Raw genomic sequence first — 22,391 nt, forward strand, 5'->3', positions numbered from 1 at the left:
CAAACATGCGGACAATAACATCACTCAGCATTCTGCTGATAGTCTTTCTGCTGGCGGGTTGTAAAACGGTACCGGTTACCGGTCGCAAGCAGCTTAACCTCGTACCGGATTTTATGATCAGGGAACTATCCTTCAGCCAATACGACTCCGTAGTGAATTACAGCCGCACGCTGTCGCAATACGATGACCGTGCGCAAATGGTGACGCGCGTGGGTATGCGCATACAACAGGCTGTGGAAACTTATATGAATGAGAATAAGATCGCGAAAGACCTCAAAAATTTCAAATGGGCCTTCAATACCATCGATGAAAATGTGGTAAACGCCTGGTGTATGCCCGGGGGAAAAGTGGTGGTGTATACAGGATTGCTGCCTGTCACGCAGTCAGAAGAAGGCCTTGCCGTTGTAATGGGCCATGAGATTGCACATGCTATTGCCCGGCATGGTAATGAAAGAATGAGTGAAGGGTTATTGGTGAACTTTGGCGGCCTGGTATTGCAGGAAGCTTTGAAAAACAAAAAACAGGAAACGCAACTGTTGTTCCTTGCGCTCTACATGGTGGGCAGCAACTTTGCCTTGTCGTTACCCAACAGCCGCATGCAGGAAAGCGAAGCCGATAAACTGGGATTGATCTTTGCCTCGATGGCGGGATACAACCCCGATGCAGCCATCCCTTTCTGGCAACGGATGTCGGCTTTGAATAAAATAAAGACACCCGAATTTCTATCCACTCACCCGAGTGATGAAACGCGGATACGCAAGTTGACCGCGTTGATCCCCGAGATAAAAGAGAAGTACTACCGGTAGGAAGGCGTACGGTATTGGGCCGCACGTAAAGTGGACGAATAGGTTTAACATTGTGTATGCCTTTTCAAAAACTGGTTAACGGGTTTCGTGTCCAGCCACGCAAATTGTTCCTGATAGATGGAGCAGGCGCTCTGCTGACTGCTGCCATGAATATATTATTGATCCGGTTTGAGGAATATATTGGCATGCCCGTCGGCATGCTTTATTATTTGCTGGCAGCGGCGGTCACGTTTGCTTTTTTCTCATTTGTCTGTTATTGTACTAACCCGGCAAATCCATCCCTGCCATTAAAAATTGTCGCCATCGTCAATGCGCTTTATTGTTTGACGACATTGTTATTGGTGCTCGTGTTTTATGAGCGGCTGCGTATTATCGGACTCGCCTATTTTTCCGTAGAAATCGTGGTAATGACGTTGTTGATTGGGATGGAATGGACAACAGCCAAAGCTATCATGAGCCCAAATACCGGCGGAGTATCAAATCTATAACTCGCCAGAATGGCCTAAAAAGGAATAATTTTGGCGAGATATAAAAATTATAACTCGCCAGAATAGACTAAAAAAGATTAATTTTGGAGAGATATAAAAAATATAATTCGCCAGAATTTGGCTGCTTTAATATAAGCAATTCATAATTAATACATTATGAAATCACTGATTGGTCGCCGTGAAGAAACCAGCATCCTGGACAAAAAACTGGTCTCGAATGAACCGGAACTTATTGCGGTTTATGGACGTCGTCGTGTGGGGAAGACTTATCTGATCCGGACTCATCTGAAAAAACACATCGCTTTTGAGTTAACAGGTATACATGGTGCATCTTTAAATGAGCAACTGGCAAACTTCAGCCTGGCTCTTGGCTCTGCACTCAAAAGCCCTGTACCGATCGCTCTGGTAAGCAGTTGGCTGCAGGCTTTTCATAATCTGGATACCTACCTGTTAAATAATCTGTCGTCAGAAAAGCCGGTAGTACTCTTCTTTGATGAATTTCCCTGGTTAAATACACCCCGTTCAAACTTCCTCCGTGCATTTGATCACTGGTGGAATAGCTCGGGAACAAAGCGCAACAATTTAAAAGTTGTCATTTGCGGGTCAGCCGCATCATGGATGATTGAAAAGGTGCTCAACGACCGTGGTGGCTTACACAACAGGGTCACACAAACAATTCGCTTGTCGCCTTTCACGTTAGATGAAACGGCCGCCTTCCTGCTCAACAAAGGAATTTCTCTTGATCAGTACCAGATCATGCAGCTATACATGGCCATGGGAGGTGTCCCTTTCTATCTTCAGCATATTTTACCAGGAGAAAGCTCGGCCCAGGTAATCGACCGGTTATTTTTCACGCAAAATGGTTTATTGAAAAACGAATTTGACAATCTGTTCCAATCATTATTTGCGCACCCGCATCAACACGAAAAAATAGTACGCGCACTGGCGAAAAAAGGAAAGGGGCTGACGCGAGAGGAGATTATTGTTGCCTGCAAACTCACTACCGGCGGCGGTACCAGTAAAATTCTGAAAGAACTCGAAGAATCCGGATTTATTACACCTTATACGCCTTTTGGTAAGTCTGTCAATGAAAGTATTTACCGCCTGACAGATGAGTATTCACTTTTCTACCAACAATTCATTGAAGGTTCAAAAGCTACGGGCAAGGGGACGTGGATCAGGCAGTCACAAACGCCCTCATATATAAGCTGGTGCGGGTTCGCCTTTGAAGCGGTTTGTCTGAAACATACGCCGCAGATTAAAAAAGCATTGGATATTGCAGGCGTACTGACAGAAGAATCCTCCTGGCGTTATCAATCCGCCAAAAATCAGGCTCGGCAGGGGGCGCAGATTGATCTCCTGCTCGATCGCCAGGACAGGTGCATCAACATCTGCGAAATGAAGTTTGCCCGGGATGAATTTGTTATCGATAAAAAGTACGCGGCCGAATTGGATAACAAGGTCAATGCTTTCCGCGAACAGACCCAAACCAGGAAAACGCTCTTTCTGACATTTGTCACGTCTTACGGCGTTAAACATAACGAACACTGCACCGGTCGCGTTCATGCTGAAGTGAAGATGGAAAGCCTCTTTACACCACTTTAGCCAAATCCCATTTTGTCGGATTCGTTCAATTCAGCCGCTCCGGCTGCTGCTAGTTTTGTTGCCTACAATTGAAAAAATATGAGCAGCAAACATTTTAGTTTCTTTTTCCTGATAGTCATTCTTGTCACCGGTTGTGCGAAATCGGTGTACAGTTCAGACGGTGAAAGCATTTACAAATCGGGGAAGAATCTGGCAGGAAAAAATTTATTCGACCGGGAAAAGTCGCGCATCACACTTTTTAAAAGCTGCCAGGGATGCCATGGCCCTTCGGGGAAAAGAGTCAGCGATTGTAATATCCAATGGCGCTACCTCAGCGATTCCGCTAAAATTGCGGTTCCATATACAGAGGAATTATTCTTCCGGTTTCTTGATGAAGATCTCAAAAGTGATGGCTCCAAAGCGCAGACCGGTGTACACTGGCAAATGTCGGACGCTGAAAAATCCGCCCTGATCGACTACCTCAAATCACTGAAATAGCCTTACACCCTACGCCTTACACCCTACGCCTTAGCCCGAAGTGTCGGGCCTTATGCCTTACGCCTTATTTCAATTCAACTCGATCAGTTTATGTACGACTGCCATGCGGATGAGCATCGCTGTATTGCGGGCATTCAACTTCACCAATAAATTTTTCCGGTAGGTATCAACCGTTGTAGATCCAACAAACAGCCGCGCGGCAATTTCCTTGGTGTTGAATCCTTCTGCAATCAGCATCAACACCTCTTTCTCCCTGCGTGTAAGTACCGGTACCAGCGGGTCATTGGAAGAAGAGTTCTGCAAGGTTTTGGCCACATCGAAACTCAGGAATGTTTTTCCTTCGTAAACCGTATGGATAGCGGTACTCAATTCGTCGCAGGTTACATTTTTTAAAATATAACCAAGGGCGCCGCTGTCCATCATTTTCCGGATGGTCGTTTCCTGGTTGTAGGTGGTCAGGGCCAATACGGAGATCGTGGGATACTCATGTGTTATTTCCGCGCAGAGGTCGATGCCGCTTTCGTCAGGAAGATTGATATCGAGTAATACCACATCGGGGCGGAGCTGGGCCAACAGACCGCGGCAGCTGCCGGCAGATGTTGCATGCCCCACATAGCTGATGCCCGGTGCATCCTGCAGCAATGTCTTGATGCCTTCGATCACCAAAGTATGATCATCTACTATCAATACGCTGATCATGATTTCAGATTTATGGCAACATGAACATAGGTACCATTTCCCGGAGATGATTGTATGTCCATTTGTCCTTTTAAAAATTTAACCCTGTTGCGGATATTGCACCAGCCCATGCCATCTTCCTTCGCCGACACGGAAAGATCGAACCCGCGCCCATCATCTTCCACAGTTATCGAAAGTGTATTGCTCTCGCGCGATAATTGTACGATTGCCTGTTGCGCCTGCGCATGACGCAGCACATTGTTCAGCAGTTCCTGCACGATGCGGAAGATGGTATTGCTGACGGTAAGATCCGGCTTTACATCATCCGCATTCATCGATTGAAACACCACTTTCAATTCGCCTGATTTATTAATGCTCGTGCAGTAGTCACGGATAGCGGCAGCGATGCCATATTTGGCCAATGATTCGGGGATCATGTTGTGCGCGATACGGCGCAGTTCGGTGATCGATTGATCCAGCAGGTCAGATGCGTGCGTGTAGCGCGTTTCATTGATCGAAGCGCCATCTGTGGCCTTCGAGCGCTGAAAGGCAAATTTCACCGAAGACAACATTCCGCCCAATCCATCGTGCAGGTCTTTGGCCAGACGCTTACGTTCTTCTTCCTGGCCCAGCAATATGGAACGGGTAATATCCAGCTCGCGGTCTTTTTCCAGTTCACTGATCATCCGTTGCTGCAGTTGCTGTTTTTGCCGGTAGATCCGGTAAAGCAATAACGACAATCCGGCTGTGATGATCAACGCACCGATCAATGCATAGTTGATGAGATTTTTCTGCCGTATCTGTCCTTCCTGCAACGAATGCTCGAGTTGTAATTGGTTGATCTGCCGGCTGCGTTTTTCCGTTTCATATTCCGACTCCAGTGTATTCAGCAATACGGCTACTTCCTCTCCCCTTGTCTTATCTTTCAACTCTTCATAAAGATGGAGGTAGCGGTTGGCTTCTTCGAATTGTTTACCAGCCTCGGCTGCTTTGGCCATATTGAAATAAGTATCCCGCAGCAACATCCACTCGCCTTTTTTCTTTGCAATGGCCAGGGCTTTTGCCAGGTAAAGGGTAGCATTTTTTGTGTTATGCAGCGCCAGTTGTGTCATGGCCTTGAGATTATATATCTCGGCTGACAGATAGTCTTCATTTTCATCTGTAAGCAATCCTAAAGCAGCGTCGGCAAGCAGATCGGCTTTTTGCGAAAACCCGGTTTCCAGCAGGTGATGACCTTGCAGCACCTGAAATTGCGCGCGGATGACAGGATTATCTCCGGCCTGCAGCAGTTCTTCGATTGCGGCAATCTGTGCTGGAGCTTCCGCCGCTCTGTCTGATTTATAAAGGGATTTTAAAATTCGCAGATGTGCACTGGCCCGCACAACCGGCGCAACTTTATCGCCGCCGCGCAGTGCTATTTCACTATATGAAATAGCTTTTGAATATTGATGCAGGTCGCAAAAGATGGTGGCAACATTGAGCAATGCACTGGCGCTGAGAGCCGTGTCCTGCCTGGCGTAGTCAATCGCCTGAAGATAAAACTGCAAGGCACGTGCGGGTTTGTTCTGCAACAGGTAACAGGAGCCTATGTTATTGGTAAAATTACAGGCGGCGCGGTCGAGCTTATGTTGTTTGGCAAATTCGAACCCTTTTGTAAAAAACACCCTGGCGCTATCGTAGTTATCGGCATTAAAATAGAAGCTTCCGATTTCCATGAGGGTCATTGCTTCGAGGCGCCGGAATCCTTTCTGATTGCTTTGTACACCAGCTTCTTTGAAAAGTTGTATACGAACAGCCTCGGTCAAATCCGGATTGGATGAGGTTGCCCGGATAAAGGAATCTATGCGTATGGAGTCGGCAATGCGCTGATCGTCTGGCAAATTGCCACGGCCCGGGTCCGACTCGCCATACAATGCGGACACCGTAATGGCCAACAGTAGAACAAGTATGTATTTCTTCATGTGTAGGTGGAGGGCAAAGTTGCGGTAAAATGCGGACGCAATATATCCTGATTTTTAGGGAGCCGGATGCCGTTCATCCATTTCCTGAAATATAAGGATTGACCCCGCCTGCCTGCTCCGGTAGTTTTGCCCGCTCAACAACAAGTCTATGAAGCAATTATTACTTCTTTTACTCCTGCTTTGTCAAATGGTGGTGCATGCAGCACCTCCGACAACCCCTTCAAGTGCGCTGGCATCCAGCAATGTAGATGGTGACCGTTTCACCTTAAGATGGACTAATGGCAATGGCGCCCGCCGCATCGTGGTGATGACCACCAACACCACTATTACCGGCTTGCCGGTCAACGGGGTGGATTATACCGACAATCCTGTATTCGGTCAGGGCAATACGCTTGCTCCGGGTGAATATATTGTCGGTGACCTGAACAGCGGTGTTTTGATAGTGTACGGATTGCAGCCTGCCACAAACTACCGAATTGCTATTTTTGAATACAATGGCAGCGGGTTTTCAACAGAATATCTTTCCACGCCCGCAACGGCTACTTTTTCAACGGCCATTACGCCACAAACCCAGGCATCGGCCCTTCCCGCCACTACCATAGCACCTGCGAGTGCCTATATAAACTGGACAAAAGGTTCCGGGTCACAGACGCTGGTTGTCGTGCGCGAAAATTCTCCGGTAACCGCTACGCCATCCGATCTTACTAAATATTCAGCGAATTCCAATTTCGGAATTGGCACACAAGTGGGTGCGGGTAACTATGTAGTATACAACGGAGCCGCCAGCAGCAATCAGGTAAACAATCTGAAAAACGCTACGACTTATTATGTAGCCGTCTTCAGTTATAATGGCGCCGACGGGCCTGTTTACCTTACACCGGGTTCCACCACCAGCTTCACTACAGCCGACCGGCCCACCCAATCAGCCAACAGCTTTACACAGTATACGACGGATGGCCTGAGCCTGCAGGCCCGATGGAACAATGGTAATGGCACGAAACGTATGCTGGTGGCCAGTGAAAACGGCCCCATCACCGGCGTGCCGGTTGACGGCACAGATTATGCGGAAAACATCCAGTTTGGACAAGGTGCGACACTGGCGAGTGGTGAATATGTGGTATATGATTCCGATCATTTCGTAGCCGAAGTCAGAGGGCTTCAGCCAAGAAAAGATTATTACTTCCAGTTGTTTGACTACATCGTGGTGAACGGCGTAATCAAGTATAGAACCGTTGATGCACCAAGAGGTGTTTTCTCAACGGCCAAAGAACCCACCGTGAATGTATCCAACCCTTACATCACCAACCTGCGTGCCGATTACATGCGGATGAACTATACCTACGGTAATGGTTCCGGAAGATTGGTGCTAATCAAAAAAGGAAGTCCTGTTGACGCCACACCCGAAGACCTTACAAAGTATACGGCTTCGCAGAATTATGGCAGCGGAAGCGAAATCGGCAATGGAAACTTCGTAAACAGCGGAGACAATATCAATAACCTCGAACCCGGTACTACTTATCATTTTGCCTTCTATGAATACAATGGCAGCAATACTCCGGTCTATATAAAAACACCAACGCGGTTTTCCGCCGCAACATTATCCAAACCGACCGTTGCACCTTCAGCATTGGGCGGAGTATCGTATGGCGCTTCGTTGCGGGTTGGCTGGACACGCGGCAACGGCAACTATTGTATCGTAATCGGTAAGAAAGGTGGTCCTGTTACAAGCTTGCCGGTCGACGACATCACTTATACGGCAGATCCCGTTTTGGGCAACGGCACGCAGATTGCTCCCGACGAATTTGTATTATTCGCCGGTAGTAACAACGCCTGCGATGTCAACGGACTCACTGCCGGCACCTCTTACAGTTTTAGGGTGTTTGAATTCAATATCATCAATGGAAAACCTACCTACTACACAGATGCTTTTGCATCCGGAACCATCAGTACGCTGTCCCCGCCAACCGTTCAATCGAGTAATATAGTTGCGACTAATATTACCCAGACCTCAATTACCTTGAGTTGGAATCCGGGTAACGGCTCGGGCAGCCTGATGGTAGGTAAAGCCAACTCGGCTGTAGACCAGGAACCTGTAGATGGTGTGTTGTATGGCGTATCCGTTTCTTTTGGCAGCGGACAAACGCTGGGCAACGGCAACTATACCATTGACCGCAGTGCCGGCAATGTTACGGTTACCAATCTCCAACCCGGTGTCACTTACCATTTTGCTGCCTTTGGTTATACAGCACCCAATACATACGGTCCTGCATTCCAACGAAACAATCCGGCACGCGCCAGTTTCACCACGCTTACCAGTGTATCTGCACCTACCACACCTGCAAGCAACCTGCAATTCGTCAATATTGAAGGAAACAGGTTCAATGTAAAATGGACGAATGGCAATGGCGCCAATCGCATTGTGGTAGCAAGAGCAAACAACGCCGTTACGTTTGATCCGGCAGATGCCGCTTCTTATACGGCAAACGCTTCATTCGGTGCAGGTACTGATCTGGGCAGCGGACAGTATGTAGTTTATAATGGAAACAGCAACAATTTCGACCTGACCAACCTTCAGCCTGGTACTACGTATTATTTGGAAGTGTTCGAGTTCAATGGAACAGGCGCCACTACGAAATACCTGACCACAGCAACGGCAACAGGCAACCGTTCTACCGTCACTGCACCAACAATCGGAGCCTCCACTTTTGCTGTGTCGAACGTTACGGCTACCCAGGCAACTATTTCATGGACGAATGGAAACGGTGAAGGTCGCCTGGTACTGATCCGCGCAACTGATGCGGTGAATGCTACTCCGGTAAATCTCACTGGCTATACCGCCAATACCGTATTCGGCAGCGGTGCACAACCTGCCGCCGGAAATTACGTGATCTATGCCGGTACGGGAAGTTCCGTAACCGTTACGGGACTCACCGGCGGACAGAACTATCATGTGTCAGTAGTTGAATACAATGGTAACAATGCCCCGGTATATATTACAAATCCATTACGCGGATCTTTTGTAACCATCGGTGCACCCGCAACGGCAACCACTAACCTCATTTGTACTCCTTATGCGGCCGACTCTGTCCGCCTGCAGTGGAACAACGGTTCCGGCCAATACCGCATAGTACTGGCACGCAGAACAGCAACCGTCAACCAAACGCCTGTTAATGATCACGATTATATGTTCAACGTGGTGTTTGGCAGCGGCGAGCTGTTGGGCACGGATGTATATGTGGTGTATAAAGGCAATGCATCTGCCGTTACCGTCAAAGGTCTGCAGGGCAACAGCACCTATCACTTTGCAATATTCGAATACAATGATTTTGGAAACAATGTTATCCGTTATCAACCTTCGAATCCTGCGCGCAGCAGTGTTACCATGCCGATCACATTACCACTTGTATTGAATGGTTTTGGTGTGCGGGGCGAGAACGGTATTGCCAGACTGAACTGGTCAACTGCCTGGGAAAGCAACCTCGACCGGTTTGATATTACCGTAAGCCGTGATGGTGTAAGGTTTACCAAACTGGGAGAAGTGGCAGCCCGCAACCGCAACGACCAACAGCACTATCAATACGATTATCAACTTCCCGAATCAGGTACTTATCATTTCCGTCTGCGCATGGTGGATAAGGACAGCAGCGAACGTTTCTCCTCTGTGGTTACACTGGTATGGCAGGGCCGCGATCAGCTCTCTCTTTACCCGAATCCTGCGGGAGAGCAACTGATCGTAACACGAAGCACAGCCACAGCAGCCGCATGGCAAATGATCGACATGCAGGGAAGAGTGGTGAAGACAGGTTCGCTCAACGGACTTACCACCATCATCCCGCTCGGTGGTCTGAAAAATGGTTCGTACGTGCTGCGCTTTACAGACAACGGCAGGCCTGTTCAATCAACCTTTATCAAAAAGTAACAAACGAAAAAAATGACCCGGAAACTGATAAATCCCGTCCAGAAAGACACGATCACGTTTCTGCACAAAGCAGAAGAAACAGGTTACCTGTACACGGAGATCGATGTGGATCTGCAGCCCGGCGGCGGCACTCCTCCTCATACACACAAAACGTACTCGGAAATATTCCGGGTACTCCAGGGGGAGTTGACCATTTATGCCGGCGGCGAAAAATATGTACTGCACCCCGGCACCGAAATCGAAGCAAAAGCAGGTGTGGTACATCGTTTCGCCAATGAATCCAAAAAAGCAGTGCGCTTTAAAGTACTGGTAAAGCCCGGACATACCGGCTTCGAGAATGCCTTGTACATCCTTTACGGTCTGGCGGCTGACGGGTTGACCAATAAGAAAGGCGTACCAAAAAATCTCACTCACCTGGCAATCGTAAACGAGATCAGTGAAATGAATTTGGCAGGACCGTTAAAAATCATGCAGCCTTACCTGAGATACCTCGCACGGAAAGCAAGCCGTGTGGGTGAAGACAGGAAGCTGATCGAAAAATACTGTGGTTAATGCGCAGTGGACCTGCGAAAGCAGGTTTGGTTTCTTTTGAGCACGTTTAGTTAAGCGACCGGGGGATGTATTTACATCCCCTTTTTCTATGCTATCAACATCCCCCAGCCCTCCCTGCTCTCCTCATAATAATTCATCAGCGCCTCTTCCAATTCGCGGTCGTTCTCCATTTTTTCAAAACAATAATTGCGCACACTGACGAGATACAGCTCACGATCATTCAAGAGATAACTGTATCTCGCCTGCCCCTCTTCCACATAAGTCAGAAAGTTTTTGATAAACTGATTCCTGACACCGGGCGATTGATAATATTTTTCAAAGATGGCTTCGAAACAAAAGGCTTCCAGCAATGCCTGATCTTCTCCTGTATCAAGATTGGTCAGTCCATTCCTGCCGATGCAAATGGTAGTGGATATGGTCGTATCGTTGCGTACCGACTGGCAATAAAAAAAACGGGCCGCCACCTTCATCATTTGTTCTCTGGTAAAACTGACCGGGCGATTTTCCTTTTTTATAAATGGCTGTGAAAGCTGTGTAAACACCCGCATAAAAGATGAATCGTGTGCGAGTGTATCCGTAAAAAGCCGGTTGATCCTTATCGTATCCGGGTAATATTTTTCATAAATCCCCTGGAACCTGGTTTTGTTCAGCAACACATACCGGAACCGGCGCGGGTATTTTTTCATGGCGGCCGAAAGCAGGTCTGTACCCGATGTGACCAACTCCGGTGATACGCCTAAATAGCGTTCCCCATCTTCCTGATAGTATTGTATATGAAGCCGGATATACCGGTGCAGGTCCGCCTGGGCAGTTGATGGGCTGGCCTGCAGAAAACAGCAAAAGAAAACGACGAAGAGCTTGGTCATGTTATATTGTTTCCTCCGAAATTCCGCCGCAGGCGGCTGTAGTGGCCTATGGAAAGACTTTGCTTTTCCTTTGGAGAACCTTTAGACTTGCTGCCGGAGGCAAACACTTCGCATATTTAAGTAGTTTTGGCTCAATGGAAACAGGCAAATTCCTCATCGATGAACAGTTCCTGATCGACACCGGCAGGAATGTTGTGACCAACCTCGTCAACGGAACCGAAACCAAACTGGAACCGCGTTTAATGAAACTTTTGTGCCTGCTTGCTTCGCGTCCTCGTGAACTCGTAAGCCGCGAATCCATCATCCGGGAAATCTGGAATGACTATGGCGGAGCGGATGACGCACTTCACCAGGCGGTCTCGTTTTTACGCAAGGCGCTGGAGGACACGAACAAAATCTGCATCCGCACCATTCCGAAAAAAGGTTATATGCTGGATGCGGAGGTTAGTCAGTCCGTAAATACTCCCCCGGCAACCCCTGTTACTAAAGAGCGCAACCGAATAGTATTGCTCCTGGCGATAACCTCATTGATTCTAATCGCCGCTTTTATCGGACGGAATATTTTCTTCCCTTCGCCAGACCCGCATCCTGAACCACCGGGTGCTGTTCCGGACACAACCTATCAATACCAGGAACTGCGGGAACACCTGGAATCTTTAAAAGCTGCTGATACAACAAGGCGCTAACCTACATTCCTCTTTCCAACCCTTTCAAACGGAGCCGATATATTAACTTCAGGACATGAAACCAACCATTATTCTGCTAGTCCTGCTCCCGTTTCTTTATTTAAAAACCATCGCCCAGCCGGGTGACAACGTGCTGCAACGTATTGAAGAGATTCGGCGCATGCCGCTGGATACCGCACAGGTGAACCGCCTGAGAATAACAGGTCATGAATTGATCGAAAAAGACAAAGACCTTTCCCTTCAACTATTAAAAGAAGCGCTGGACAAAAGCCTGAAGGTGGGCGAGCGCGATGCCATTACCAATTGTTACCGCCTGCTGGGATTATGGTACAGCTCCTTTGAGCAATATGAGGAAGGCTTGTACTATTATCGTTTGTCCTGCGAGTCTGCTGTAAAAAACGACAACCTTCAACTGCAGGCCGGGGTGCTTTATAACATGGGCAATATCAAATACTGGAAAAGCGCTTATGACAGATGCATTTACTACTATCAACGGGCACAACAGATACTGGAAGATCCTTCCTTTGTCAAAAAATCCGGTACACCGCAAAACAAGGCCGATGTAATGCTATCGGATCTTTACCGCAACCTGAGCACCGTATTCAGCACCGTTAAAAATCTGAAGAAAGCCGATGAGTACATCGATAAGGCCATTGCGATCACCTCCAAATACACAAGCAGGAAGGCACAGGAAAACCTGGCGGAATACATGATGCAGAAAGCGGGCAACTTTTATGATAACGGTCAAACAGAAAAAGCGCTGCGTATGCGCTTGCAATACCTGCCATCGCTGGAAGAAAAAGAATTTCAATACCCGCTAGCCGACGCCTATTACAACATCAGCAAAGAATACCTGGAACTGGACAAAATGGATTCGGCTGTATTGTTTGCGGCAAAACAATTTACGCTGGCGAAGGAGCTGGACCAGGACAGCTATCTCGCAGATGCACATCTGCTGCAGGCCCAGATAGCGTACCGCCAGAAAAACTGGGCATTGGCCGATGAACATGCGCAACAGGCAAAAAATTATTTTGAAGAAAGCGAAGACATTTTTGAGAAGAATGAATTCTTCCGGCTGATGAAAAATATCGCTTATGAACGCGGCCGTTTCAAAGAAGCCTATGCGTATTACGAAAAATATGATCAAACCAAAGACAGCCTGCAAAGCAGTAAAAGAGCCATCACCTTCTCCGAAATGGAAATGCGGTACGAAACGGAGAAAAAAGAAGACCAGATAAAACTGCAACAATCAGACCTCAGGCAAAAAAATCTGCTCAATTATGTGTTGCTGGGAGGTGCCGCGGCACTGCTCATCATCCTTGTATTGTTATACAGAAACTATAACAGCCGCAGGAAGATTCAGCAACAGCGTATTCACGAATTAGAAGCGGAGAAACAATTGCTGGCAACGCAATCTTTACTCAAAGGACAGGAAGAAGAGCGGAGCCGTTTGGCGCAGGACCTGCATGACGGTCTTGGCGGACTGCTCAGCGGTGTCAAACTCCAGTTAGGGTCTATGAAAGGAAACCTCATTACATCGGAATCAAACAGCCTGGCATTTGAAAGAGTATTGAATAAACTCGACGAATCGATCAGCGAAATGCGGCGTGTTGCCCATAACATGATGCCTGAAGCGTTGCTGAAGCTCGGGTTGAAACAAGCGCTTTCCGATTATTGTGAGAGTCTCTCCGGCGATCAATCGCTGAAAGTGAATTGTGAAATCTATGGCCTCGAAGAAAGAATGGAAAATACCGTGGAAGTGGTCGTGTACCGGATCATACAGGAGTTGGTCAACAACGCGGTAAAACATTCCGGCGGCGACACCATACTTGTGCAGGTCATACGACAGGACACCGGTCGCGTAACCATTACCATTGAAGACAATGGCAAAGGCTTTGATCCCTCGCAAACAGATATATTGCAATCCGCGGGTATGCGCAGCGTAAACTCAAGGATCAATTACCTGAAAGGCTCCATGGATATCAAATCAGAACCGGGCAAAGGCACTTCGGTTTACCTGGAATGTGATTCAACACTAAGTTAACGGCTGCCCTGCATCGCAATTCGCCCCTCTTTTGTCGCGTTCATACCCTGACTGCCAGCAGCGGTATGCGGATATTTGTGTAACACACAAACTCTAAAAACAATTTTTATGCGAAAATTAAAATTGCAGATTCAGATGACCATCGATGGTTTTGTAGCCGGACCAACCGGCGAACTCGATTGGATGTGGACCTCTGCCCAACCGGATGAATCCATGTTCAGGAAAATAGCTGAGCTTGCCGAAACCAGCGACACGATTTTACTTGGCCGCAAGATGACGCGTGAATTCTGCGACTATTGGGAAAATGTTGCCGACAACCAGCCCGATAGTCCTGAATATTCCTTTGCGCAGCAGATGGTCAATATGCGCAAAATTGTCTTTAGCCGGACACAAAAAGAAATCAAAGGCAGAAATGTTGAGGTAGAAAATGGAGAGATGGTTGCTGCCGTAAAAAGCGTTGAAATCGCAGCCCGGCAAAGACATTCTTGTGTACGGTGGTGCTGGCTTTGTGCGTTCACTGATCAATGACAACCTGGTGGATGAATATTATATTTTCGCCAACCCGGTGGCCATTGGAAACGGCCTTTCCATTTTTCAAGAAAAACGATGCCCCCGGCAATGCATTTACAATTGCCTCATAAAATTTTTATCGATAAACAGCTCCAGGGTGTTATCACCTGCCTTCATCAATTTGTTGGGAGAAAAAAGAATCTCTCTGTAACCCATGTAAGGATGTGGATTACCATTTCTGTCTTTTATTTCGAGAACGACGGTCACATTGTTGATACGCCACGCATCCAGCGGAAAGTTAGGGGAATAAGTGATCACAGCTTTGAAACCATATGGTTCCACATAACCGAGCATAATATCGACTGGCTGGTAGCTAAAAGAATAGATGCTTTTCAAATCTATTTCATTCGTTGAATTGACTTTAAATTCTCTTGTTGGTTCATCCCTGGTTTCAAACAACAATCGTTGTCCCGGATAAGCTTTAAAATCTCCGGGACTCGCGCCGCCTGGTGTATAACTGAGTTTAAATATTCTGACCGCGGCTCCTGACTGCAATTCTTTGTTATCATCGCCGGTAGCCACCCTCACTCTCGCCGATACCAGGTAATAAGCCGGCGGCGTAGCTGCTGCCGGTGGCTGGGTGGTAGTTGCCACTGCAGGCGGCGACTGTTTCACAACTGTATCGGCAGGCTTGACGGTATTCGTTTTAATGCCGGGCTGCATTTTCACCGGCTGATCCTTCACCACTGTTTTGTTCCTGTCAACAGGCAATTGTTTTACCTGGGCAGATACCGGGCCGGCTAAGAAAGTAACAGCTATGAGTACTGATCGCAATGTCTTCATGTTGCATTTTTATTGCTGAAAAATGATATTGATCGAATCACTATTCAAAAATGCTTTATTGCAATGCGGCTTTCAATCCCCTGAAACGACCATTTTTTCCATACCGGAAACAGGAATGCCGGCAAATGATGCAAGGCTGACAATTCTTTAGTACGCTATGAATGAGTTTATTAACACAAAAAACAAGCGGATTATGCGCTGCCCTGCCAAAAAATAGTACCGGATTAACATTCGCGCCCAAAAATTGTAATAGGTTAGCAGACATCGATGCTCATCTCCTCATTCAATTGCTCTTTTATGGACCGTTTAAAATCTGTTATTACCGCCACCGGCAGTTTTCTCCCGGAACAAATTGTGAACAACAGTACCTTTCTCTCTCATACTTTCTTACAAAAAGACGGCGAGACAGTTACCGGTACCAATCAGCGGATCATTGAAAAGTTTCAACAGATTACCGGCATCCATGAACGGCGTTATGCGAAGCAGGAACAGATGGCCTCCGACCTGGCCGTACTCGCCGCAAAAGATGCATTGGAAAGCAGCAATACAGACCCGGAAAGCCTTGATTATATCATCGTGGCACACAACTTTGGTAATGTCCGTTATGGTTCGAACCGCACCGATATCGTTCCTTCCATAGCCTCCAGGGTTAAATATGATCTGCAACTGAAAAATCCTGATTGTATTGGCTATGATCTCATATTTGGCTGCCCCGGATGGTTGCAGGGACTTATCCAGGCCGACTACTATATCCGTTCCGGCGACGCCAAACGTTGCCTGGTAATCGGTACGGAAACGCTTTCCAGGGTGATCGACCAGCATGACCGCGACTCCATGATCTATGCAGACGGAGCAGGTGCTGTGCTGGTGGAAGCAGCGGAGAACAGCAAGGCCGGCATCATTTGCCACCGCGCACAAACCTTCGCCAGCGAGCACGCTCCCTTGCTGACAATGGATAAATCTTATGATCCTGCTGATCAGAGCAGGGACATGTTTATCAAAATGAATGGCCGCGCATTGTATGAATTTGCCCTGAACAATGTGCCGCAATTGGTGAAGCAAACACTCGATAAGGCCGGCGTGCCGATCTCCGAAGTAAAAAAAGTACTGATCCATCAGGCCAATGAAAAAATGGACCAGGCCATCCTGGAACGTTTGTTTCAGCTCTATGATATTCCAACGCTGCCGGCCGGCATTATGCCCATGACCATCGGCTCATTGGGCAATAGTTCGGTTGCGACCATACCAACCCTGCTCGACCTGATTCTTAAAAATAAGGTCGGGGAACAATCCATTCTGCCGGGTGACAAAGTTGTTTTTGCGTCTGTGGGCGCCGGAATGAATATCAATGCGCTGCTCTACCAGTTTTAAACCGGTTAATTCAGCAACTGATCGATCCGGATATCCTCGAGATAGGGCGCCAGTTGTTCCGTATTGAAAAACACCCGGTACTCAAGCACCTCGTTGGTTTTGCAGCAACAGAACGCTTCGATGTAATACTCATTTAATTGGAAAAGAAAAACGAGCTTGTCGGGGAGTTCGCGTTTGGCAATGGCTACGCTTTCTTTGAAAACAGTCAATCTTTTGTGATCCTCGGGCAATGCGATAAATTCTGATAGTTTCATAAATGCTGGCTTTTACGATAAAATAAAAAAGGCAATTACTAAAACCCGCAGACGGTAACATGTTGTCAACGTTTGCGCAAATCAATGAACTTATGAGGCAGAGGCAGTAACAATAAGAGGCTGAACAATAAAATGGCCCGTAAAAGGCCCGATGCAGAGGACAAATGTAAACGGGCTTGGGGAAAATCCAAATTCTTTTTAGTTAATAAAAAACGGAGCCATAAAACAACTCACTAACAGGTTGACCGTTAAGCCATTCACAATTAAAAGGCAAATTATGAAAAAAGCTTCCGACGGTGGCCGCGGAGATACGGCCGCCTATTACGACCAGTTTTTCGGGCCTTTATTCTTTGAGCCTTATGCCATGGAAGTAGCCGAACGGATTGACCCGGCCGGCGTCTCCGTTGCCCTGGAAATTGCCGCCGGCACGGGCCGCGTTACACGGCATATCCGGGAACGGATCCCGCCGCAGGCAACACTGATCGCCTCGGATATCAACGCGGATATGTTACAGGAAGCAAAGAAGAAGTTAAGCCATCTTGCCATTGCATGGCAACACGTCGATGCACAACAATTGCCTTTTGCCGACAACAGTATCGATCTCGTGGTCTGTTGCTTTGGTTATATGTTTGTTGCCGATAAGCCGAAAGCATTTGCAGAAGCCTGTCGCGTATTAAGACCGGGAGGTCAATTTATATTTACGACCTGGGACAGGCTGGAACAGAACGCCGTCTCTTTTATTACGCTGTCTATAGCAAGACAATACCTGCACGAACCGCTGCCGGCATCCTATGGCACTGCTACATCGATGAACGATGAAACGGCAATCGAACATTTGGTAAGGGATGCAGGATTTTCAAAAACAATCATCGAAAAAGTAAAGCAATCTGCCGTCAGTCCGTCTGCAAAAGAAGCGGCTTATGGACTGGTAGAGGGAGGAGCTTTTTACCAGGAAATCGAAAAGCAAAATCCTGCATGGATAGAAGAGATAAAACGAAAAACAGAAAAAGAATTGGATGAAAAATTCGGCAACGCGCCGATGGTGGCACCGATCAGTGCGGTCATCGGACAGGCCTGGAAATAGAAAGACGAGGCAAGGGTGCCCCGTCTGAAAAGAAGTATATTATCCCTCTTTAGTTTTTCGTATAAGAAACCATCGCGCTTAAATCCGTACCTACTTCACAAATCAGGTAACGTTCATTGCCGGCGTTTAAAAAAGTGCGGGCATTGGAAAAAGAAATCGTTTTACGGCCGTACACAGGATGCAGTTCGTTTTGCTGATTTTTGAACTCCAATGTAATGGTCACGTTTTCTATGCGCCAGGCATCGGTAAACAGGTGGGGATAATATTTGATCATTAACCGTCCGCCGTGCGCCTGTATATCGGTAAGCGAAATGTCCTTTCCGCCCGTACGCAATTGCTCGGGATTGCTCATGGTGAGTTTGGTGGAAATGAGCGACAGGTTGGCATTGGCGCGCTTGTAAAGGCCCACTTCAACATCACTGTTCACGGGCATTTCATTTTGGAGGTTCCATTGGGCAAATGCGCAATAGGAAGCGTTAAACTGTTCGGGTAAAGAAAACTTTACATACACTTCTGAAGAATTTTCCTTGTTATCACGCCCCGTGGTAATCTTAACCCTTACATCTGTCAACTTATAATCAACAACAGTTGGGGCCTGGGCTGGTGGTGGAGGAGCGGGCGGCGGCGGTGTGGGAGGCGGAGGGGGCGATTGTTTTGCCGGAGCATCCGTAGTTTTTACCGGTATGTTTTTAACGCCGGAGTTTATTTTCACAGGTTGTTCCGCCGCTGTTTTACTTTTTTCGGCAGGAAGTTGTCTTACCTGCGCCTGGCATATTGTCGTTGACAGTAAGAGGGTTATTAGGGTTAATGCTTTCATTTAAGGTTGTTTTTTAAAATGAATGGTTAACCCCGAAGGTGGTGTAAGTATTGTCCGGAGTCAATCCCCTGAAACAACTAATTTTTGATCTAAATAATCATCCCTGGCAAAGGCCCGGGATTAAAGGGTTTTTAGTATGACAACTAAAGAGTTAAAAAAGATCCAGGTAGGCCAGTTGTTTGATTCTTGTGTAATATCTTGACAGGCTGACCCTGTCTTCGCCTACTGGAAGTATAAATTTGTTGTCATCTATTTGCGACCCTTTACCGATCATAATTTTTCCTTCCATCTCTTTTGTATTCTCTAATAAAAACCGCCTGGAAAGCAGTTCACCATTTGAGTTGTAAACATTTGCTACTGGTATCATAAAAGCTTTTCTTTTATGGCCCTTTGGCAGATCACCATAAATACAAACAAATTTATCCTTGAAAACACGTACGATAAAATTGGTTGAAGCGTCATACTGTTGATTTTTGGCTATAAGATCCATCGTGGCTTTACCGTCCGGTTTTACAAAAACATGAATGATGGGGCCTCTAAAAAAATCAATACGGCCAAAGATGGCACTGCTGGTGCGAGCCGCCATATCAGCAGACAACACAACAGTACCGTCTTCCATTTCGTTTAGAAGGTAACTGGGGTGTTGATCAATAAAATCAATAGTGCCTTTAGACTTTGTTGCAAAATTTAGATCCCTTACCGCTTCTTTCAGTTCTTCACTATAAGGATATAGTGCAGGTGTTTTGATTGCGTTTTCACCAATGTTAATCTCTCCGAAAGCCACCCCCATTTGTTTCTCACTATTTCTTTCAACATTATAATGCCCCCCATAAAATAGTTTACCATTTTTCCCAAACAACATGTGAAGGTAGCTGGGGAATACACCAGCTGGAACGCGAATATTCTCGAATACGGGTTTTTTACCGCTGGTATGAAAAAAAACACCATGCCAGGAATCTGTGCCGTTATAGCGATAAAGCAGTACTTTGTCGCCATTGTTGCTTAAATGGCTATCCATTACTTTCATGCCACTCAACTTTACAGGTATTGTTTCTGAAGGTTGCAGGACATTCAGATCGCCATCAATTACGGTACTGCAAAATAAAGTAGGGCTGGCGTGAACGACCCAAACTTTCTTTTGATCCGGTGAAACCGTAAATAATATCTTGGTTTCACTAAGTACCTTGAAAGCGCTCCATATCCCCTGAGTTTTTTGGTTATACTCCATCAATTCTTTTGTAGCCATAAGCGACAAATCTTCCGGATTTATTTTAGTCACGTACATTTTAACTACATCATCATTGATATACTTAAAATACACCACATAAATAAATGTCTTACCATAATGCACCAGTGGTGGAAAAGGACCCAGGTCTTTTTGATTGTTGTCAAGCGATAATGTCTTAATCTTTTTCAGATTCTCATCGTACTGAGTAAGCTCAATGCCATTTTTCATTCTTTTAAGCGTGGCGAACCTGAACACCTGCTCTCTGACGTAATCAGCTTTATCCGAGTAGAAAAATTTTCCGTATTTATGAAAGCTTACTACATCATCTTCGAACTTGGCAACAGGAGTAAAACTGAGTTTGATTTGCTGCGCATGCAAGCTGAGCGTAAAACATACAAATAAAAAAGAAAGAATTTTTCTCATGAGTTGGTGGTAAATGATTGATGACCAGTCGACTCGGCAATTCTGGTCGATTTTAAACAACTTATTCGCCGCGAAAATATAAAAATCTGATTGACAAACGAGATGAACAGGTAAACCAGATAATACTTGATGCCGGCCTGGCCTATCGCCGGCATCCGGCATCCTGCTTCCAAGTACTTAGGTAAGGTGATGCGCTATTACGGACAGTTATGGTTTGCAAGTAATGTGGTTCTTTGAGTGCGCAAAATCATTGCAAATACCCTGATAAGGGCATATTACAGGAGCCATTGCCACGCTACCTTGGCGGCCAATTTTACAATATGAAACTTATCTGTATTGGCCTTCTGTTTCTTTGGCAGCTCCCGGCGGCGGCGCAGCCGGTGTTGATCGCTGAAGACAAAAATCTGAATAAAACGACGGATGGTTACAAGCAAGGATTTCTCGTTGATACGCCTAAAGAAATTGATGGCAGTTTTTTCTTTTCCACCCCAAACTTTCGCCTTTACCAGACAGACGGTACGCCCAATGGCACAAAAATGCTGGTTCAATTCCCTGCGGAATCGCTGGTATATGTAAAGGCTGTTACTAAAAAATTTGTATACTTCACGATACTGAATGGCGGCAGGCATTCGCTCCGGCGACTCGACCGGCAGACGTTAAAACAGGAGCCGCTCACGAACCAGCAGAAGCCGCTTACCCTCGAAATGGGTTACACGGCTGTTTTTACCAGCACGTCAAAAGATCTGATTGCTCTCCGTATGTACAACCTCGAAGCGGGCATCACGCAACTTATCGCCTTTTCCGATGACGGGCCGGTTGATGCGAAATGGGTCACGGCCAGTTTAAAGAGTGATAACTCCTCACTGCTTAATAATTTCTCGGATGTTGCTTTCCTCGGTCCACATATATTTTACCATGGCTTTGAAAAAAAGCAACTGGATGGCCAGTCTGTCTTTGAATATATCATTCAGTCAAGCGCACCTGCCACTACGGGTAACGCACAGGAATATACAACCAGCAATGTGTACAGTCTCCGCTCGCAGGGATATGAGCTGAACGACAAATTTTACACAATCAACGACAGCCTGTTTACGCTCGGCTTTCTACGAAACAAACAGACAGGTGCACGCGATTTGTTTATCGCTTCCATTCACCAGCAAACACTTCGCGTAGCGGCAATCATGCCCACCGATCAAAACTTTGTCTGGGGAGAAATACTGGACAATCAACTCTACCTGGTGAACGGCAACCGGCTTCTTGGTTGGGTTCCCGGATCAGGCACAATCAAAGAAGTATTCCGGAAGCGAACTTACCACTACCAGCCATTGCAACCCGACCGCAGTCTGCTGAAATGCGGCAACTATCTTGTACTCCGTGAGGAAGACAGTTTGCGGACCTTCGACCTGCAAAACAATAACTTTGAACATGTGGGTATGCCGGAAAATTTCACACCACCCAACTCTCTCTATAATAGAAAGAATCACATTGCGTGGACAAACCTGAACTTTATCTATTATATACGCTATAACGGCTTCGTTCCTTCGTTAATTCAATACGATCCGGTTAGCAGGCAACATACGCCGGTAGTTTTTCCCGAATACAAAAACGAGCAATTCACCTCGTTCCAGGCTATCTTTCAACTGGAGGGTAAACTCCTGTTCTTAACAAAATATACCGGAAAAAAAGACCAGCCCGTCTATCGAATCTTTGTGATGTGAGTTACATGATTGCTGGTTAAGAGGGTGAAAAAACGGTTACTTCCGGCAAAAAATATTAATA

The 22,391-nt window shown here is 46.7% G+C and carries 20 protein-coding genes; 13 read left to right on the top strand and 7 right to left on the bottom strand.

The window, feature by feature from the left end:
* Positions 1-5 precede the first annotated feature (5 nt).
* From H608_RS0113700 to H608_RS0113715, 4 genes are all read left to right on the top strand, one after another.
* Positions 6-806, top strand: coding sequence for a M48 family metallopeptidase (locus tag H608_RS0113700; protein WP_028788178.1), 801 nt, complete (start codon positions 6-8; stop codon positions 804-806).
* A 56-nt stretch (positions 807-862) separates the two neighbouring features.
* Entirely contained in the window at positions 863-1,294 is a 432-nt protein-coding gene (locus tag H608_RS0113705) for a hypothetical protein (protein ID WP_028788179.1), read from the top strand.
* A 156-nt stretch (positions 1,295-1,450) separates the two neighbouring features.
* Positions 1,451-2,899, top strand: coding sequence for an AAA family ATPase (locus tag H608_RS0113710; RefSeq protein ID WP_038008437.1), 1,449 nt, complete (start codon positions 1,451-1,453; stop codon positions 2,897-2,899).
* Between the two features lie 78 nt (positions 2,900-2,977).
* Positions 2,978-3,376, top strand: coding sequence for a c-type cytochrome (locus H608_RS0113715; RefSeq protein WP_028788181.1), 399 nt, complete (start codon positions 2,978-2,980; stop codon positions 3,374-3,376).
* A 69-nt stretch (positions 3,377-3,445) separates the two neighbouring features.
* On the opposite strand, the gene H608_RS0113720 is transcribed toward H608_RS0113715, so the two are convergent.
* Both H608_RS0113720 and H608_RS0113725 read right to left on the bottom strand, forming a co-directional pair.
* Positions 3,446-4,075 (bottom strand): response regulator, encoded by a 630-nt coding sequence (locus H608_RS0113720; RefSeq protein ID WP_028788182.1) that lies wholly within the window; start codon positions 4,073-4,075, stop codon positions 3,446-3,448.
* Complete coding sequence (locus tag H608_RS0113725) at positions 4,072-6,015, bottom strand: ATP-binding protein (protein ID WP_028788183.1); 1,944 nt, start codon at positions 6,013-6,015, stop codon at positions 4,072-4,074. The genes H608_RS0113720 and H608_RS0113725 overlap by 4 nt, the downstream gene beginning before the upstream one ends.
* 148 nt (positions 6,016-6,163) lie before the next feature.
* Here H608_RS0113725 and H608_RS0113730 point away from each other — a divergent pair, with 148 nt between their 5' ends.
* Together H608_RS0113730 and H608_RS22370 are read left to right on the top strand one after the other, a co-directional pair.
* Positions 6,164-9,934, top strand: coding sequence for a T9SS type A sorting domain-containing protein (locus H608_RS0113730; RefSeq protein WP_081658897.1), 3,771 nt, complete (start codon positions 6,164-6,166; stop codon positions 9,932-9,934).
* 12 nt (positions 9,935-9,946) lie between these two features.
* Positions 9,947-10,486 (top strand): cupin domain-containing protein, encoded by a 540-nt coding sequence (locus H608_RS22370; protein ID WP_038008442.1) that lies wholly within the window; start codon positions 9,947-9,949, stop codon positions 10,484-10,486.
* An 86-nt stretch (positions 10,487-10,572) separates the two neighbouring features.
* Here H608_RS22370 and H608_RS0113740 read toward each other — a convergent pair whose 3' ends face one another.
* A complete protein-coding gene (locus H608_RS0113740) occupies positions 10,573-11,352 on the bottom strand; it encodes a hypothetical protein (RefSeq protein WP_028788185.1) in 780 nt (259 codons plus the stop codon).
* Positions 11,353-11,486: 134 nt separating this feature from the next.
* Between H608_RS0113740 and H608_RS0113745 the strand changes: the two genes are divergently transcribed.
* The 4 genes from H608_RS0113745 (at position 11,487) to H608_RS24960 (ending at position 14,803) form a co-directional block, all read left to right on the top strand.
* Positions 11,487-12,038: a winged helix-turn-helix domain-containing protein gene (locus H608_RS0113745; RefSeq protein WP_028788186.1), complete on the top strand. Its 552-nt coding sequence runs from the start codon at positions 11,487-11,489 to the stop codon at positions 12,036-12,038.
* Positions 12,039-12,093: 55 nt separating this feature from the next.
* A complete protein-coding gene (locus H608_RS23735) occupies positions 12,094-14,082 on the top strand; it encodes a tetratricopeptide repeat-containing sensor histidine kinase (RefSeq protein ID WP_051268323.1) in 1,989 nt (662 codons plus the stop codon).
* A gap of 108 nt (positions 14,083-14,190) precedes the next feature.
* Positions 14,191-14,610, top strand: a complete 420-nt coding sequence (locus H608_RS24405) for a dihydrofolate reductase family protein (RefSeq protein ID WP_051268324.1) — start codon at positions 14,191-14,193, stop codon at positions 14,608-14,610.
* The gene (locus tag H608_RS24960; protein ID WP_425426004.1) at positions 14,591-14,803 is read left to right on the top strand and encodes a hypothetical protein; all 213 of its coding nucleotides are present in this window, start codon (positions 14,591-14,593) and stop codon (positions 14,801-14,803) included. The genes H608_RS24405 and H608_RS24960 overlap by 20 nt, the downstream gene beginning before the upstream one ends.
* Here H608_RS24960 and H608_RS24415 read toward each other — a convergent pair.
* Positions 14,707-15,435 carry a hypothetical protein gene (locus H608_RS24415; RefSeq protein WP_051268325.1) on the bottom strand — a complete coding sequence of 243 codons (729 nt, stop codon included), beginning with the start codon at positions 15,433-15,435 and terminating at the stop codon, positions 14,707-14,709. The two genes, H608_RS24960 and H608_RS24415, sit on opposite strands and share 97 nt — an antisense overlap.
* 297 nt (positions 15,436-15,732) lie before the next feature.
* Here H608_RS24415 and H608_RS0113760 point away from each other — a divergent pair, with 297 nt between their 5' ends.
* A complete protein-coding gene (locus tag H608_RS0113760) occupies positions 15,733-16,806 on the top strand; it encodes a 3-oxoacyl-ACP synthase III family protein (RefSeq protein ID WP_028788187.1) in 1,074 nt (357 codons plus the stop codon).
* 5 nt (positions 16,807-16,811) lie between these two features.
* On the opposite strand, the gene H608_RS0113765 is transcribed toward H608_RS0113760, so the two are convergent.
* Positions 16,812-17,060, bottom strand: coding sequence for a hypothetical protein (locus tag H608_RS0113765; RefSeq protein ID WP_028788188.1), 249 nt, complete (start codon positions 17,058-17,060; stop codon positions 16,812-16,814).
* A 277-nt stretch (positions 17,061-17,337) separates the two neighbouring features.
* Between H608_RS0113765 and H608_RS22385 the strand changes: the two genes are divergently transcribed.
* Entirely contained in the window at positions 17,338-18,144 is an 807-nt protein-coding gene (locus tag H608_RS22385; RefSeq protein ID WP_051268326.1) for a class I SAM-dependent methyltransferase, read from the top strand.
* Positions 18,145-18,193: 49 nt separating this feature from the next.
* Here the strand turns inward: H608_RS22385 and H608_RS0113775 are convergent, their stop codons facing one another.
* On the bottom strand, positions 18,194-18,961 hold the full coding sequence (locus tag H608_RS0113775) for a hypothetical protein (protein ID WP_028788189.1): 768 nt from the start codon (positions 18,959-18,961) through the stop codon (positions 18,194-18,196).
* Between the two features lie 151 nt (positions 18,962-19,112).
* Entirely contained in the window at positions 19,113-20,612 is a 1,500-nt protein-coding gene (locus H608_RS0113780; protein ID WP_155990174.1) for a hypothetical protein, read from the bottom strand.
* 320 nt (positions 20,613-20,932) lie between these two features.
* Here H608_RS0113780 and H608_RS0113785 point away from each other — a divergent pair, with 320 nt between their 5' ends.
* Positions 20,933-22,330 (top strand): hypothetical protein, encoded by a 1,398-nt coding sequence (locus H608_RS0113785; RefSeq protein WP_028788191.1) that lies wholly within the window; start codon positions 20,933-20,935, stop codon positions 22,328-22,330.
* Positions 22,331-22,391 lie beyond the last annotated feature (61 nt).

This window comes from Terrimonas ferruginea DSM 30193 (assembly GCF_000425585.1).
GTDB lineage: Bacteria > Bacteroidota > Bacteroidia > Chitinophagales > Chitinophagaceae > Terrimonas > Terrimonas ferruginea.